This window comes from Microcella indica (genome assembly GCF_013414345.1).
Taxonomy (GTDB): Bacteria; Actinomycetota; Actinomycetes; order Actinomycetales; family Microbacteriaceae; genus Microcella; species Microcella indica.
In genome coordinates this window covers 1875512-1888961 of record NZ_CP058670.1, presented here as the reverse complement: position 1 = coordinate 1888961, position 13450 = coordinate 1875512, and the positions used below count along the sequence as shown (strand labels likewise).

Annotated in this window: 14 protein-coding genes and 2 pseudogenes; 12 read left to right on the top strand and 4 right to left on the bottom strand. The window is 70.5% G+C overall.

The features are described from left to right. Window positions 1-135: 135 nt before the first annotated feature. The gene (locus tag HUJ41_RS09245) at window positions 136-2256 is read left to right on the top strand and encodes an MMPL family transporter (protein WP_179872322.1); all 2121 of its coding nucleotides are present in this window, start codon (window positions 136-138) and stop codon (window positions 2254-2256) included. A 51-nt stretch (window positions 2257-2307) separates the two neighbouring features. Then, window positions 2308-3231, top strand: coding sequence for a tyrosine recombinase XerC (locus tag HUJ41_RS09240; RefSeq protein ID WP_431356463.1), 924 nt, complete (start codon window positions 2308-2310; stop codon window positions 3229-3231). 103 nt (window positions 3232-3334) lie between these two features. On the opposite strand, the pseudogene HUJ41_RS09235 reads toward HUJ41_RS09240, so the two are convergent. Beyond that, window positions 3335-3745: pseudogene (locus tag HUJ41_RS09235) on the bottom strand (M23 family metallopeptidase); the annotation flags it as partial. A gap of 280 nt (window positions 3746-4025) precedes the next feature. On the opposite strand from HUJ41_RS09235, the pseudogene rpsB reads away from it, so the two are divergent. Continuing rightward, window positions 4026-4997, top strand: a pseudogene (gene rpsB / locus HUJ41_RS09230) (30S ribosomal protein S2); the annotation flags it as partial. A 147-nt stretch (window positions 4998-5144) separates the two neighbouring features. After that, a complete protein-coding gene (gene tsf, locus HUJ41_RS09225; RefSeq protein ID WP_179872320.1) occupies window positions 5145-5972 on the top strand; it encodes a translation elongation factor Ts in 828 nt (275 codons plus the stop codon). A gap of 86 nt (window positions 5973-6058) precedes the next feature. Here the strand turns inward: tsf and HUJ41_RS09220 are convergent, their stop codons facing one another. Beyond that, complete coding sequence (locus HUJ41_RS09220; protein ID WP_179872319.1) at window positions 6059-6535, bottom strand: Clp protease N-terminal domain-containing protein; 477 nt, start codon at window positions 6533-6535, stop codon at window positions 6059-6061. A gap of 14 nt (window positions 6536-6549) precedes the next feature. Continuing rightward, a complete protein-coding gene (locus HUJ41_RS09215) occupies window positions 6550-6765 on the bottom strand; it encodes a helix-turn-helix domain-containing protein (protein WP_179872318.1) in 216 nt (71 codons plus the stop codon). 89 nt (window positions 6766-6854) lie between these two features. Between HUJ41_RS09215 and pyrH the strand changes: the two genes are divergently transcribed. The 8 genes from pyrH to HUJ41_RS09175 all read left to right on the top strand — a co-directional run bounded on the left by pyrH (window position 6855) and on the right by HUJ41_RS09175 (window position 12375). Further along, entirely contained in the window at window positions 6855-7592 is a 738-nt protein-coding gene (gene pyrH, locus HUJ41_RS09210; protein WP_431356462.1) for a UMP kinase, read from the top strand. A gap of 12 nt (window positions 7593-7604) precedes the next feature. Continuing rightward, window positions 7605-8303, top strand: coding sequence for a hypothetical protein (locus HUJ41_RS09205; protein WP_179872316.1), 699 nt, complete (start codon window positions 7605-7607; stop codon window positions 8301-8303). Window positions 8304-8404: 101 nt separating this feature from the next. Next, a complete protein-coding gene (frr, locus tag HUJ41_RS09200) occupies window positions 8405-8959 on the top strand; it encodes a ribosome recycling factor (protein WP_179872315.1) in 555 nt (184 codons plus the stop codon). Between the two features lie 75 nt (window positions 8960-9034). Then, complete coding sequence (locus HUJ41_RS09195; RefSeq protein ID WP_224744434.1) at window positions 9035-10015, top strand: phosphatidate cytidylyltransferase; 981 nt, start codon at window positions 9035-9037, stop codon at window positions 10013-10015. A gap of 28 nt (window positions 10016-10043) precedes the next feature. After that, window positions 10044-10598, top strand: a complete 555-nt coding sequence (locus HUJ41_RS09190; RefSeq protein ID WP_179872313.1) for a DivIVA domain-containing protein — start codon at window positions 10044-10046, stop codon at window positions 10596-10598. 36 nt (window positions 10599-10634) lie between these two features. Further along, the gene (locus HUJ41_RS12905) at window positions 10635-11291 is read left to right on the top strand and encodes an aggregation-promoting factor C-terminal-like domain-containing protein (RefSeq protein ID WP_348531830.1); all 657 of its coding nucleotides are present in this window, start codon (window positions 10635-10637) and stop codon (window positions 11289-11291) included. 11 nt (window positions 11292-11302) lie between these two features. Further along, a complete protein-coding gene (locus tag HUJ41_RS09180) occupies window positions 11303-11602 on the top strand; it encodes a hypothetical protein (RefSeq protein ID WP_179872312.1) in 300 nt (99 codons plus the stop codon). 59 nt (window positions 11603-11661) lie between these two features. Further along, window positions 11662-12375 (top strand): alpha/beta hydrolase, encoded by a 714-nt coding sequence (locus HUJ41_RS09175; protein ID WP_179872311.1) that lies wholly within the window; start codon window positions 11662-11664, stop codon window positions 12373-12375. A gap of 9 nt (window positions 12376-12384) precedes the next feature. Here HUJ41_RS09175 and HUJ41_RS09170 read toward each other — a convergent pair whose 3' ends face one another. After that, a complete protein-coding gene (locus HUJ41_RS09170) occupies window positions 12385-13446 on the bottom strand; it encodes an AI-2E family transporter (protein WP_179872310.1) in 1062 nt (353 codons plus the stop codon). Window positions 13447-13450: the final 4 nt, after the last annotated feature.

Genomic DNA, 13450 nt, shown 5'->3' with positions numbered 1-13450 from the left:
TTTATGACTACTGTGACTCGAAGTTCATGTAATACGACGATCTAAGTACAATCCCACCGTCGATCCGCACCCTCGGCGCGCACCGACCATTCGACTGCCCGGCACACCTGACCCCCGCGAAGGATCCCCTCACCGATGCGCTCTCTGCTCCGGTTCATCACCGCCGCCCGCACCTCCTGGATCGTGCTCGTCGTCGCCCTCGCCGCCTCCGTCGCGATCTTCGCGGCGGGCTCCGGCAACGAGGAGGAGACGGCACCGCCCGTCGGGCTGCCCGACAGCGCCGAGGCCGCGCAGGTCGAAGCGCTGCAGGAGCAGCTGCCGAGCGCCGACGGCACGTCCGCGCTGCTCGTCTTCACGCGCGAGGCCGGCGAGCTCGACGGTGACGACATCGCCGCCATCACGGAGCGCACCACCGACCTGGCCGAGCTCTCCTCCGAGGACTTCGTGCCGCCGCCCGCGGTGTCGGATGACTCCACGGTCGCCCTCGTCGCCGTTCCCCTCGACATCGTCACCGACGTCGGCGTGCAGGCCGAGCGCGCCGACGAGCTGCGCGCGGTCGCCTCCGAGGGGCTGACCGGCATCGACGTCTACCTGAGCGGAGCGGAAGGCTTCGAGGTCGACATCGCCGCCGTCTTCGAGGGGGCGGACTTCACTCTGCTGCTGACGACCGTCATCGTCGTCGCCGTGCTCCTCCTCGTCACCTACCGCAGCCCCTGGCTCTGGCTCGTGCCCCTCACGGTCGTCGGCATCGCGGACGGCCTCGCCGGCATCATCGCCGCGCGCGTCGCGGCCGCCCTCGGCATCGTGCTCGACGCCTCCGTCACGGGCATCCTCTCCGTGCTCGTCTTCGGTGCCGGCACGAACTACGCCCTCCTCCTCATCGCCCGCTACCGCGATGAGCTGCGCCTGCACGAGGACAGGCGCGAGGCCATGCGTCGTGCCGTGTTCGGCGCCGGGCCCGCGATCCTCGCGAGCGGCGGCACCGTCGCTCTCGCTCTCGCGACGCTCGTGTTCGCCGAGCTCGCGGGGAACCGCGCGCTGGGCATCGCGTGCGCGACGGGCATCATCGTCGCGATGATCTTCGCGCTCCTTGTGCTCCCGGCCGCCCTCGTGCTCTTCGGCCGCGGCCTCTTCTGGCCCTACATTCCGCGCTTCGGCGCCCCCGATGCGATCTCGCGCAGCCCGTGGGGCCGCCTGGGTCGCGGCGTCAGCAAGCGACCCGTCACCGTCGCGATCGCCGGTTTCGTGGCGCTCGGAGCGCTCGCGAGCGGGCTCCTGTTCGTGCAGGTGGGCCTCTCGCAGAACGAGCGCTTCATCGAGAAGCCCGAGGCCGTCGTCGGGCAGGAGATCCTTGCCGATGCCTTCGCCGCCGGCAGCTCGTCGCCGGCCGTGGTCATCGCGCCGGTCTCCGACGGTGACGAGGTCGTCGCGGCGCTCGCCGACGTCGAGGGCGTGGACGAGGCGACGCTCGGCGAGTCGGCGGACGACATCGTGCAGGTCGATGTCGTTCTCGCGGCCGATCCGGAGAGCGCCGAGGCGTTCGCCACGATCGAGCGGATGCGCGCCGAGCTCGACACCGTGGGTGACGGCTCGGCTCTCGTCGGCGGTCTCGACGCCCGAGCCCTCGACGTCGCGAACGCGCAAGAGCGAGACCAGGCCCTGGTCATCCCGCTCATCCTCGTGCTCGTGTTCCTCGTGCTCGCCGTCCTCCTGCGCGCGCTGCTCGCTCCGCTCCTGCTGCTCATCGCCGTCGTCGCGAGCTTCTTCTCCGCCGTCGGCGCCGCGTGGTTCCTGTTCCAGACGCCGCTGTTCGGCTTCCCGGCGATCGACACCAACGTGCTGCTGTTCAGCTTCCTCTTCCTCGTCGCGCTCGGCGTCGACTACTCGATCTTCCTCGTCACGCGAGCGAAGGAGGAGGCCGAGCACCTCGGGGTGCGCGAAGGCATGATCCGCGGGCTTGCGGCGACGGGCGCCGTCATCACGAGCGCGGGCATCCTGCTCGCCGCCGTGTTCGCGGTGCTCGGCGTGCTGCCGCTCATCACACTCACCCAGATCGGCATCATCGTGTGCATCGGTGTGCTCATCGACACGCTGCTCGTGCGCACGGTCATCGTGCCCGCGCTCGCCTTCATCTCGGGCGACCGCTTCTGGTGGCCCCGCCGGCCGACGCTCACGATCGCCGAGGCCGAGGCCCGCGGGGCGAACGCGCAGGGCGGCAGCCTCGAGGCAGAGCCTGAGCCGGTCGCCGCGCGATAGCGGGACGTGTCGCGCCCCGGGTCGCCGGCCCGGGGCGGTCATGCTGGAGGCGTGCATGAGCCGACGACAGCACTGCGTGAGGCGATCGAGGAGCACGTGCGCGCCCTCGAGCTCGAGCGCGGCGTCTCGCCGCACACGCTGCGCGCCTACCGCGGCGACCTTCTGACGCTCACCGAGTTCGTCGAGGAGTGCGGTGCCGAGCCCGACCCGGCGCTGCTCGACCTCGAGCTGCTGCGCGAGTGGGTGTGGTGGCAGAACGAGCAGGGCCTCGCCGCCTCGACGCTCGCTCGGCGCACGTCGACGGTGCGCGGCTTCACCGCCTGGCTCGCGCGCACCGGTCGCGCGCCGCACGACGCGGGAGCCCGCCTCAAGTCGCCGCGCGCCGACCGGCATCTGCCGCGCGTGCTCAGCCGAGCGCAGGTCGACGCGGTGCTCGACGAGCTCGCGGTACGAGCATCCACCGACGACCCCGTCGCGGTGCGCGACCTCGCGATCGTGGAGCTGCTGTACGCGAGCGCCCTGCGGGTGAGCGAGCTCGTCGGACTCGATCTCGACCGGCTCGATGCGCAGCGGCGCACCGTGCGCGTGCTCGGCAAGGGCGCCAAGGAGCGCATCGTGCCCTACGGGCTGCCCGCCCAGCGCGCCCTCTCTGCCTACCTGGAGAATGCCCGGCCGGCTCTCGCGACGCCCGCCTCGGGGGCCGCGCTCTTCCTGAGCCCCCGCGGCGCGCGCGAGTCGGCCCGCGGCGTCTACGCTCTCGTCTCCCGGCTGCTCGCCGACCGTGGGGGAAGCGGACCGGCGGGGCCGCACACCTTCCGCCACACGGCTGCGACGCACCTGCTCGACGGCGGAGCCGACCTGCGGGCCGTGCAGGAGATCCTCGGCCACGCGAGCCTCGGCACGACCCAGATCTACACGCACGTGAGCGCCGAGCGGCTGGCCTCCGTGTACCGCACCGCCCACCCGCGCGCCTGACCGCGCGCGACGGACCGCCCGACGCCGCGGCGGGCGCCGCAGGCTCGAGCGGCAGCAGCACGGCCCGCTGCAGCCCGCCCAGGTAGAGCAGCGGCGAGACGTACTCGCCCGCGAGCCGCACCCCGAGGTGCACGCACGCCCGTGCGCAGTGCCCGGGCAGCACCGTGCCGATCGCCTCGCCGACCACCACACGGTCACCCGCACTCACGATCGGGTCGACGGGCTCGACCGTCACGAGCAGAGCCCCAGACCGGATCGTCACGAGGGGCCTATCGACGACGAACCCGGCGAAGTGCACGACGCCGCTCGTCGCCGCGAGCACGGGCACCCCGCTCGCGGCCGCCGCGAGATCGATCCCTCGGTGGCCGGCACCGTAGGGGGTCGGGGGAGCGAGGAAGGGGCGCACGACGACGCGCGGCCCCTCGGTGGGCCACGTCCACTCGGCAGGAGCGCCCGGCGCGAGCCCGCCCGCCACCACGAGCACGGCGACGACGCGGGCGAGCAGAGAGCGCATGGCGAAAGAGTGGCTCGCGAGCGGGCATCCGGCCCCCCGCATCACGGACCGGTGGATGACCGGCCGCCGGTGCGTGCCCTGGGGGAGCGGTGATATGCTGACCATCGCAACCGGCTCGTTCGGTTGACTTCGCGTGCCCATCCACGGCGCACACCTCCCTCAGTCCCACTCGGGCCCCGCTAGCGCGGGGTGTGAACCGTGCGGGTGGGAGGTAGCGCCGGGCACCAGGGCTCTCGCCAACCGGTCAGAGAGCGACAACTGAGATCAAAGGAGTACGGCCATGGCCGTCGTCACCATTCGCCAGCTGCTCGACAGCGGCGTGCACTTCGGGCACCAGACCCGCCGCTGGAATCCGAAAGTCAAGCGCTTCATCCTCACCGAGCGCAGCGGCATCCACATCATCGACCTGCAGCAGTCGCTCGCCTACATAGACCAGGCCTACGACTTCGCGAAGGAGACGGTCGCCCACAGCGGCACGATCCTCTTCGTCGGCACCAAGAAGCAGGCGCAGGAGTCCATCGCCGAGCAGGCGACGCGCGTGGGCCAGCCCTACGTCAACCAGCGCTGGCTCGGTGGCCTCCTCACCAACTTCCAGACGGTCTCCAAGCGCCTCTCGCGCATGAAGGAGCTCGAGGAGATCGACTTCGACGACACGACGCAGGGCTTCACCAAGAAGGAGCTGCTCATCAAGAGCCGCGAGCTCAAGAAGCTGCACAAGTCGCTCGGCGGTATCCGCAACCTCACGAAGACGCCGAGCGCCATGTGGGTCGTCGACCCCAAGCGCGAGCACCTCGCGATCGACGAGGCCCGCAAGCTCGGCATCCCCGTCATCGGCATCCTCGACACGAACGCCGACCCCGACGAGCTCGCCTACCCGATCCCCGGCAACGACGACGCGATCCGCTCCGTCTCGCTGCTGACGCGCATCATCGCGGATGCTGCTGCCGAGGGTCTCATCCAGCGCCACCAGAAGCCCGAGGCCGAGGGCAACGTCTCCGCCGTCGAGCCGCTGGCCGAGTGGGAGCGCGAACTGCTCGAGCAGGGCACTAGCGACGCGGCGAAGGCCGAGACGCCCGCCGGTCAGACCGAGGGCGTGGGCGCGACGGTCGAGGAGAACGACGCCGACGCGGCGGTCGCCACGACCGAGCCGACGACCGACGCCGAGCCGGAGCACGCTCCCGAGGCGCCCGCCGAGGCCGAGGCGAAGATCGAGGCCGAGGCTGCGCCCGAGGAGAAGGAGCCTGCGGAGAAGAAGCCAGCCGCGAAGAAGGCGCCGGCCACGAAGGCCCCTGCTGCCGCGAAGCCCGCTGCCAAGAAGCCCGCCGCCAAGAAGCCGGCGGCTGAGAAGACCGATGCCGACGCTGCCGCGTCGGCCGACGAGAAGTAGAGGAGACCCTCCATGGCCACTGTCAGCCTGGAAGACGTCAAGACCCTGCGCGAGCGCCTCGGCACCGGCATGGTCGACACCAAGAACGCCCTCGTCGAAGCCGAAGGCGACATGGAGAAGGCCGTCGAGATCCTGCGCCTGAAGGGCGCGAAGGGCAACGCGAAGCGCGCCGACCGCTCGACGAGCGAGGGCCTCATCGCGGCGCACGAGGCAGACGGCTACGCCGTGCTCATCGAGCTCGCGTGCGAGACCGACTTCGTCGCCAAGGGCGACAAGTTCGGCGCACTGGGCTCGACGGTCCTCGCAGCCGTGAGCGCGGCCGGCGCGGCGAGTGCCGAGGAGGCGCTCGCGGCGAAGGTGGGCGACCAGACGGTCGCCGAGCTCATCGACGCCGAGGCCGCGATCATCGGCGAGAAGATGGAGCTGCGCCGCGTCGCCCGCGTCGACGGCTCCCAGTTCGAGGTCTACCTGCACCGCACCAACAAGGACCTCCCGCCGCAGGTCGGCGTCGTCGTCTCCTACACGGGTGACGACGCGGAGACGGCGCGCGGCATCGCGCAGCACATCTCCTTCGCCGACCCGCAGTACCTCACGCGCGACGACGTTCCGGCCGAGACGGTCGACAACGAGCGCCGCATCGTCGAGGAGATCAGCCGCAACGAGGGCAAGCCCGAAGCCGCTCTGCCCAAGATCGTCGAGGGTCGCGTCGGCGCCTTCTTCAAGCAGGTCGCCCTGCTCGAGCAGGACTACGCGCGCGACAACAAGCTGTCCGTCGCGCAGGTCGCCAAGGACGCCGGTATCGCCGTGACGGGCTTCGCCCGCTTCAAGGTCGGCGCCTAACGTCATCACCGCGAAAGCCCCGGGTCTGCACGAGACCCGGGGCTTTCGTCGGTCTCTGCGGCACCGTCGGTCGTCGGTGCCTGTCGTCATCGCTCGAGCACCTTCCGAGCAGCGTCGACGACGGATGCCCGCTGGAGCCCGAGCTGGGTGAGAACGCGGGCGGCCGTGCCGTGCTCGCGCTCGGCCACCGCGAGCAGCACGTGCGCCGATCGCAGCCCGCGGGGAGATCGGCGAGCGAGTCGGCGCGCCTGCTGGAAGACCTCCTGAGCGCTCACGTCGCTTCGGTAGACGCCCCGGCCCGGGGGCAGGGAGTCGTCGAGTTCGGCGTGCGTCACGCCGATCGCCCCGAGGGACTCGACGTGGACGACCGAGATCGCCGCGCGAACCGCGTCAGCGGAGACTCCCGAGGCCTCACGCGCCGAGGCGTCGTCGACGAGCAGGGAGGCGAGCAGCAGATGCTCCGCGCCCGGGGCGGAGTCGCCGAGGGCTCGGGCTTCGGTCTCGGCCGTCGTCAGCAGTGCGGTGATGAGGGCGATGTCGTGTCGAGCGGTTCGCAGGGGCACAGCATGGGTCCTTTCTAGCGGGATGCGCGTCGTGCCGGGGAGAGCCGCTTGTGGGCGGCCTGCGCGGTCATCCCCAGGGCCTGACCGATGTCTGACCACGTCCAGCGCTCCTCGAGCGCGCGATCGACCGCCTCGCGCTCGAGAGTCGCGGCGAGGCGTCGCAGCGCCACGACGGCGGCGAAGGCTTCGGCGGGGTCCTCGGGGGAGGGGATGTGCATGCTCTCGGCCATGGCGTCAACTTTAGTTGATGTTCGGGCAGAGATCAACCAAAGTTGATGGATCGCGGTATCCCCGACCCCCATCACCCCATACGCTGGAAGTGCCGTACGAGAAGAAGGAGCACACCGTGGTCGAGAAGAAGCGTCGGGTGCTGCTCAAGCTCTCGGGTGAGGCGTTCGGCGCCGGATCCCTCGGTGTCAACCCCGACGTCGTGAGCGGCATCGCGCGCGAGATCGCCGAGGCGGCGAAGGACGTCGAGGTGGCGGTCGTCGTAGGCGGCGGCAACTTCTTCCGCGGCGCCGAGCTCAGTCAGCGCGGAATGGACCGCGGCCGGGCCGACTACATGGGCATGCTCGGCACGGTCATGAACGCTCTCGCCCTGCAAGACTTCCTCGAGCAGGCCGGCGCACCCGTGCGCGTGCAGTCGGCGATCCAGATGACGCAGGTCGCCGAGCCCTACATTCCGCTGCGCGCCGTGCGCCACCTCGAGAAGGGCCGCGTGGTCGTATTCGGCGCCGGGGCGGGCCTGCCGTACTTCTCGACCGACACCGTGGCGGCGCAGCGCGCGCTCGAGATCAAGGCCGACGAGGTGCTCGTCGCCAAGAACGGCGTCGACGGCGTCTACAGCGCTGACCCGCGCCACAACCCGGAGGCCCACAAGCTCGATCGCATCACCTATCAGGACGCGCTCGTGAAGGGACTCAAGGTCGTCGACTCGACCGCCTTCAGCCTGTGCATGGACAACGGCATGCCGATGGTCGTGTTCGGCATGGAGCCCGCCGGCAACGTCGCGAAGGCGATTCGCGGCGATCACATCGGCACGCGCGTCTCGAACTGAACCGGCGGCGTCATGATCGCCGCACTGCTCATCGGGGGTGCAGCCCTCGCCCACGCGACGTGGAACATCGCGATGAAGCGTGCAGGCACGAGCGGCACGCCCTTCATCGCCGCGACCCTGCTGGTCGGAGTGATCGCCCTCGCGCCGTTCGGTGTCGTCTCGCTCGCGACCGAGCCTCCGGCGCAGGACGGCTGGTACGTGGTCGCGCTCGTCGCGGGCAGCGCCACGCTGCAGCTGGCGTACTTCCTGCTGCTGCAGCGCGGGCACCGGCTCGCCGACGTCGGCGTCGTGTACCCCGTAGCGCGGGGCGTCGGGCCCCTGCTCAGCGTCATCGCCGCGTACACGCTGTGGGACGCCGCCGCCGTGACTCTCGCCGGCCTCGCCCCGGTCGGCTACTACTGGGCGAGCATGGTCGTGCAGCTGCTCGTGCTCGGCGCGATCGCGCTGCGCACGCCGGCGACCGCGGCCGCGACGGCTCGGGCGCATCCGATCGCCGCTGTGCTCGTGGGCGTTCTCTCGTCCCTCGCCTACATCGCGGTGCTCTTCGCCTACCAGCTCGCGCCCGTGGCGATCGTGGCGCCGGCGCGCGAGGTGAGCGTCGTGCTCATCGCCCTCGCGGGGTGGATGCTCATCCGCGAGCCGCACCCGATGCGCCGCATCCTCGGCAGCATCGTGGTGATCGGGGGCGTCGCTCTGCTCGCTCTGGGCTGAGCCGTGCCGAGAACGCGCGCGTGCGGCGTCGGCCGTGCATCCCGCCCGTCGGACGCCCCGCGACCACTAGACTGGCCCTCGACCCACCGAAGGAGCCGCCCGTGATCGCCGACGTTCTCGCCGAAGCCGCTGACAAGATGACCAAGGCCGTCGAGGTCGCCAAAGAGGACTTCTCGACCGTCCGCACCGGGCGCGCGAACCCGCAGCTGTTCCAGAAGATCCTCGTCGACTACTACGGCTCGCCGACGCCGCTCGCGCAGCTCGCGAGCCTGCAGAACCCCGAGGCGCGCACGCTCATCATCACGCCGTACGACAAGACGGCGCTCAAGGAGATCGAGCGCGCGATCGTGAACTTCCCGAACCTCGGGGCCAGCCCCAACAACGACGGCGAGATCATCCGCGTGACGATGCCCGAACTCACGGAGGACCGCCGCAAGGAGTACGTGAAGATCGTCAAGGGCAAGGCGGAGGACTGCAAGGTCGCGATCCGCAACATCCGCCGCAAGGCGAAGGACGACCTCGACGCTCTCAAGAGCGAGGTCGGCGATGACGAGGTGGCGCGCGCCGAGAAGGACCTCGAGGCGCTCACGAAGAAGCACACGGACGCGGCCGACGAGGCCCTCAAGAAGAAGGAAGCCGAGCTCCTCGAGGTCTAGATGCCCCCGGAGCCCGTCGAACCCACCCCCGAGACCCCGGTGGAGCAGTCTGCCGCACCGGTGTCTGCTCACAAGGTGCCTGCCGATCAGACTGGGCCGGCGCGGCGAAGCCGCTTTCCGTTCGCGCGGCGCGGTCGCACGCGCGCCGACGTCGAGGCCGCCCTCCACGACGTGGAGACCGCCCTGCACGACCTGGAGTCGCGAGCGCGCGAGATGGATGCTCGGGTCGAGGCCCGCGTCGGCCGCAACCTGCCCAAAGCCATCCTCTTCGGGTTGATCCTCGGTCTCGCCCTCCTGTTCAGCCTCATCGTCGTCAAAGAGATCTTCATGCTTTTCGGCGCGGCCCTCGTGGCCTTCACCGCGTACGAGCTCGCGAGCGCGCTGCGCTTCGCAGGGCGCGATGTGCCGCGCATCCCGCTCGTGATCGCCGCGGTCGGTGTCATCGTGCCCGCGTTTTACCTCGGGGCCGAGGGCCTATGGTGGGCCATCCTCGCCGGTGTCGCGTTCGTGAGCGTGTGGCGGCTCGCCGAGCAGCTCATCCCTGCTCGGCGCACGGGCGCCGCCTCGCTGGGAACGGATCTCGGTGCCGGAGTGCTCGTGCTCGCCTACGTGGCCCTGCTCGGCGGCTTCGCCGTCGTCATGGCGGGCCAGCTCGGCGGGCAGTGGTGGGTGCTCGCGTACCTCATCGTCGTCATCAGCATCGACACCGGCGCCTACGCGTCCGGGCTCCTGTTCGGCAAGCACCCCATGGCGCCGCGAATCAGCCCCAAGAAGACGTGGGAGGGCTTCGCCGGCTCCGTCGTCGTCGCGATCATCGCCTCGGTGCTCCTCGCACTCTTCATGATCGGCATCGAGTGGTGGGTCGGCGTGCTGCTCGGCCTCGCGCTCGTCGGGGCCGCGACGCTCGGAGATCTCACCGAGTCGCTCATCAAGCGCGATCTCGGCATCAAGGACATCTCCACGTGGCTGCCCGGCCACGGCGGGTTCCTCGACCGGCTCGACTCGATCCTGCCCGCGACCGTCGTCGCGTACGTGTTCTTCGTCATCGTCGCCTGAGGCTCCCCGACTGGGGCAGAATGGTGACGTGACCTCCACGTTTCCCGCTCCGCGCCCGGGCAAGCCGGGCTACGACATCGACGAGGTGGAGCAGTTCCTCGAGGTGGCCCGCACCGCGTACGGCGCGGCGCCCGGTACGGAGGGCTCGCTCACGAGCGACGACATCCGCCACACCGCCTTCCGCGTGCGCCGCCGTGGCGGGTACTCGGCCCGTCACGTGGATGCCGCTCTCGAGCGCCTCGAGGAGGCCTTCGCCGCGCGGGAGCGCGAGCGGGCGATCGCCGAGCTCGGGCAGGAGGCCTACGATGCCGAGTCGCGCACGACAGCGCAGGACATCATCGATCGGCTCGCCCGACCGGAGGGTCGCCGGTTCCGTCGCGTGAGCGCGCTGTCGCGCGGCTATCGCGCGGAGGACGTGGACGCCTTCATGGATCGGGTCAGCAGGTACTTCCAGGAGGGTGCCCCGCTCACGGTGGAAAACGTGCGCACGATCGCCTTCCGCCCCGCCTTCCGCGGGTACGACGAGACGCAGGTCGACCTGCTGCTCGACACGACGATCCGCCTCATGCTGGCCGTCCGCTGAGTCGACCCTCGGCTCCTCGGGCTAGAATGACGCCCCGTGGGTAGGCATGCAGCGACGAAGGCGCGCCCCACCGCGTCGAGTCGACCCGGTGAGGGCGCCGTAGACCATGCCAGGGCGACGCCGGGAGTGCCGACGATCGAGCGCCACGTGCGCTCCTCCTGGTCGCTGCCGCTCTTCGCCTCCGTGGCGAGCCTCGCCTTCGTGCTCGCGGCCGTGACCGACCCCACTCCGAGCCTGAGCCTCGCCGCCGAGCAGACGGAGGCTCCCGCCGCCCCCGACGTCCAGACCTTCGTCGCCTCCCCCGATCACGAGATCTCGGCCGATCGCGGGGAGTGGACGACGAGCCGCGTCGTCACCTACGGCGTCGCTCCCGCGGCGGGCACGCCCGACCCCGGCACCGCGCAGGGGATCGCCGCAGACATGGTCGCGGCGCGCGGGTGGAGCAGTGCCGAGTTCGACTGCCTCGTCGCCCTCTGGAACAAGGAGTCCGGCTGGAACGTGTACGCGCACAACGCCAGCTCGGGTGCCTACGGCATCCCTCAGTCGCTCCCCGGCAACAAGATGGCGAGCGTGGGCTCCGACTGGGCGACGAACCCGCGCACGCAGATCACGTGGGGCCTCGGCTACATCGAGGCGCGCTACGGCACGCCGTGCGGCGCGTGGGCGACGAGCCAGCGCATCGGCTGGTACTAGGCTCCCTCGGTATGCCCCGCAGCAACCGTTCGCGTCGCCGTCGCGCCGCGGAGGAGCCGTCGGAGCTCGATCTCGAGCGCATCCGGCTCGGCATGCGGCGCACCGAGATGAAGCGCTCGGGTACGTGGAACGTGCAGCCGGTCGGAGCCGCCGCCGCGCAGAAGGTCTACACGTGCCCGGGGTGCGGGGCTGAGGTGCCCGTGGGCGTCGCGCACGTCGTCGCCTGGCGTGCCGACGGCCTCATGGGGGAGCAGGCCGACCTCGCCGCGCGGCGCCACTGGCACTCCCGCTGCTGGCAGATCGAGCCGTGACCCGCGCGACGGACGAGGTCACGCGCACCACTGACGACGATGATCGAGAGGATCCGACCGTGAGCGAACTGATTCGGGGCGGCACGGTGCTGCCCGCCCGGCGCGAGGAGATCGAGCTGCACACGGCCGACGGGCTCACGCTCGTCGGCGAGCTCGCGCTGCCGGAGGATGCCGAGCCCGTCGCGACCCTCGTGTGCCTGCACCCGCTGCCCACGGCAGGCGGGTTCATGGACTCGCACGTGCTGCGCAAGGCCGCGGCCCGCCTGCCGGCGATGGCGGATCTCGCTGTGCTGCGCTTCAACTTCCGCGGCGTGTCCTCACCGCGCGGAACCTCGGAGGGCGACTTCGGGCACGGCGACGCCGAAGCCGACGACCTCGCAGCCGCCATGGCCTTCGTGCGGGAGCGCGGCCTGCCCGCGCCGTGGCTGCTCGGCTGGTCGTTCGGCACCGAGGTCGCGCTCAAGCACGGCCTCGAGCACGAGATCGAGGGCGCGATCCTGCTGTCGCCTCCGCTGCACCGTGCGAGCGAGGAGGAGGTCGCGGCGTGGGCGCACGCGGGCCCGCGCCTCGTCGTCGTGGTGCCCGAGCTCGACGACTACTTGCGACCGCCCGAGGCCGAGGAGAGGTTCGCCTCCGTCCCCGACAAGGAGTTCGTCGCCGTCGAGGGCGGCAAGCACCTCTGGGTCGGGGAGGCGCAGACCTCGCGCGTGCTGAGCGAGATCGTGGCGCGGCTCAACCCCGGTGTGCTGCCGCTGCCCACGCGGTGGCCCTAGGGCCCACCGCTAGAGCGCTTCCTGCTTGGGCACCACGACCTGGTCGATGACGATGAGGATCGACGCCGCGACCGGAATGGCGATGAGGGCCCCGAGGATCCCCAAGAGCGTGCCTCCCGCGAGCGCGGCGATCACGACGACGACGCCGGGCACCTTCACAGCCCGGTTCATGATGTTCGGGCTCAGCACGTACGCCTCGATCTGCATGTAGGCCAGGTAGTAGATGGCGGCGACGATGACCGTCGAGATCGACTCCGGGTTCACGAGCAGCTGCGTGAGCACGATGAGGATCGACCCCGAGAGGGTTCCCACGAGCGGCACGAGCGAGAACAGGAACGCGACGAAGGCGAACAGCGCGGGGTACTGCGCGCCGATGATCGACAGGAAGATGAAGCTCAGCACGCCGTTGCAGAAGGCGAGTGTGACCTGGCCGACGACGTAGCGCCCGACGGCCGAGGAGACCTGCTCGGCGATGCCGATGAAGCGCTCGCGCTTCGACATCGGAACGAGCTTGTATACGGCGCTCTTGAGGTTGTTGAGGGAGGCGACGAAGTAGAGGGTCAGGATGAGGATGATGAGGGCGCCGAACACGCCGGTCGCAATGCCGATGCCGACCGACAGCACGCCGCCGCCGACCTGCGTGAGGTTGTCGGGGTTCGTGATCCACTCGAGAGCTGACTCGGCGGCCAGGCGCACGTCGACGACCTCGACCGGGATGAACGACTGCACGTTGTCGAAGAAGTCGTCGAGCGAATCGAGCGACCGCACGTAGTCGGAGATGCTCGCCACGAGCCGGCTCGACTGCTCGACGATCACGGGGGCGATGGTGAAGACGAGCCCCGTGAACAGCCCGAGGACTCCCACGAGGACGGTGAGGATCGCCGCCCAGCGGGGCCACTTGCGCTCCTCGAGCCATGAGACGAGCGGATCCAGCCCGAGAGCGATGAAGAGCGCCGCGCCGATGTAGGTGATGATCGTCGCGAGGCTCGTGATCGCGCCGCCGATGACGAGTGCGACGAGAACCCCGAGCCCGCCGAACAGGCCGAAGCGGAATGCGTTCTGAATCTTCACGTGC